The sequence below is a fragment of the Albidovulum sp. genome, from assembly GCF_008933605.1.
Classification (GTDB): domain Bacteria; phylum Pseudomonadota; class Alphaproteobacteria; order Rhodobacterales; family Rhodobacteraceae; genus Albidovulum.
Genome location: NZ_WBUS01000290.1, coordinates 1 through 1828 on the forward strand (window position 1 = coordinate 1; position 1828 = coordinate 1828).

The 1828-nt window shown below is 71.8% G+C and carries 2 protein-coding genes; both read right to left on the minus strand.

Features of this window, described 5'->3' with window-relative positions; all coding sequences use genetic code 11:
- Nucleotides 1-32 precede the first annotated feature (32 nt).
- Entirely contained in the window at nt 33-638 is a 606-nt protein-coding gene (locus tag F9K34_RS18915; RefSeq protein WP_291338640.1) for a TetR/AcrR family transcriptional regulator, read from the minus strand.
- Nucleotides 639-904: 266 nt separating this feature from the next.
- A partial coding sequence (locus tag F9K34_RS18920) for a CocE/NonD family hydrolase C-terminal non-catalytic domain-containing protein (RefSeq protein ID WP_291338641.1) occupies nt 905-1828 on the minus strand: 924 nt, incomplete at its 5' end.

Sequence of the window (1828 nt, forward strand, 5' to 3'; positions counted from 1 at the left end):
CCACGGCGCGGGCGGCGCGGCCCGCCGGACGCTCAGAACGGGCCGAGGTGCGGCTCCAGCAGCGACCGGCAGGCCGCACGGGCCGAGTCGGCCGGCATCGACCCGGGATCAATGCAGTGTTGCAGGCCAAGCCCGTCCACCAGCGCGATCAGCGTAGTGGCGAGCACCCCGGCATCCACCTCGCGCCCGTTCTGCGCAGCCACCGCTCCGATCGCGGCGGCGACGTCGCGGACATAGGCCGGATACTGGACGCGGTGCTCCTCCCTCAGGTCCGCGTTCACCGAGATCTGGCCCCAGAGTGCCAGCCAGATGTTGAGCGTATCGCGGTTGAAGAGCTCGGGCGCGAAGTAGGCGTCGAGCAGGGCCGAGAGCCGCGTCGCGCCCGGCGCGGCGGCGTGGGCCGGCCGCGTGGAGTCGTCGTACATGCGGGCATAGACCGCCGCCAGAAGCCCGTTCATCGAGCCGAAGTGATGGGTGATGAGGCCGCGCGAGACGCCGGCCTCCGCGCAGACCCGGTCGACGGTGAAGGCCTGGATTCCACCCTGGGCCATGCAGGCAAGGCCCGCGCTGACAAGCGCCGCGCGCCGGTCCTCGCCGCTCATGCGCGTGAAGCGCGGCGCCCTCAGCTTCCTATCCATGCCTGTCCCCCGGCCGCGGCGGCGCCCGGAGTGGCGCCTCCACAGGCCCGATCAAGCGCCGCCCGAACCGTGCCGGGGCAGCCCGACCGGCGGCAAGGCACCCATGGTTCATCGCGGCATCCCCGGCCACCACGGGCGGCTGAAAGGAGAGGACGGCGAAGACGCCCTGTGCCTCCATCAGGATCGCCATCCGGGGAAGGTCGCGCGCGGCCGGTCCCGATGCGCCCGCGCGCGCCTTGCGGCATTGCCCCACCCGCCGGAGCCATTCAGACATGGTCGCGCGGGATCCTTTCGTCCCAGTGCCGCTCGTGAAGCGTCGCGCCGTTCTCGGTGACGCGAAGCCGCATCTCCACGCGGAAGTGGGTGGCGTCGCAGGTCAGGCGCCCCGTGGAGTGGTGGGCGAAGACCCCGTCCTTGCGGTGGATGGCGACGTTCGCCTCCGTCTCGCAGGTGGCCGAGAGGGGCTGGCCGTCGGTGATGCGGTAGCGGGCGACGGCCTCGGACGTAACGGTCTGGCCGATGTCCAGCATCTCGCGCGCCGAGGTCCAGCGCGGGAAATCGACGACCATCTCCCCGGACAGGAGGTCGCGATGGACCGACCGGCGCACGCGGGTCTCGACCGGCAGATCGACCGAGGGCGGCGGCGCGGCCATCTCGGGCGGGTCGAAGGCGCGCAAGGCAGCGTCGGCCGGATCCGGCGGGCGCACCGGCAGGTCGAGCCGGCTTTCGCCCGTCACCACGGTGAGTGTGGCCAGTTCCGGCGAGGGCCAGCAGATCGGCCAGTAGGTGGTGGAGAGCGAAACCGCGATCCGGTGGCCGGCCGGAAAGGCATGGGCGATGTCGTCGAGGTCGATCACCGCTTCGCAGACCTGGCCCGGCTCGAGGACCCTGGCGTGTTCGTGGCTGTCGCGGTGGCTGAGATTGAGGCAGCCGAGGGTGACGCGGGTGGACCGCCCGTCGGGCATCACGTCGTTCAGCCGGACGGCGACGAGGGCCAGCGGCTTGTCACAGGAAAACCGCAGATGTAGTTGCGGCGCCCCGAGGATCTCCGTTCGTTCGGGCAATGGGTCGGTCACGAAGACGAGCGAGCCGCCGTCGTCCTCGCGCTGGTCTGTCGGCCAATCGGCCCCGTCGCCGTAGCGCCCGATCTCGCCGGCGGCGGAGGTGCCGATCTGCTCGCCGCTCTGGGT

What these genes read in the sequence shown, in the direction of transcription:
- F9K34_RS18915 (WP_291338640.1), bottom strand. Translation starts at nt 638, where the DNA reads ATGGATAGGAAGCTGAGGGCGCCGCGCTTCACGCGCATGAGCGGCGAG.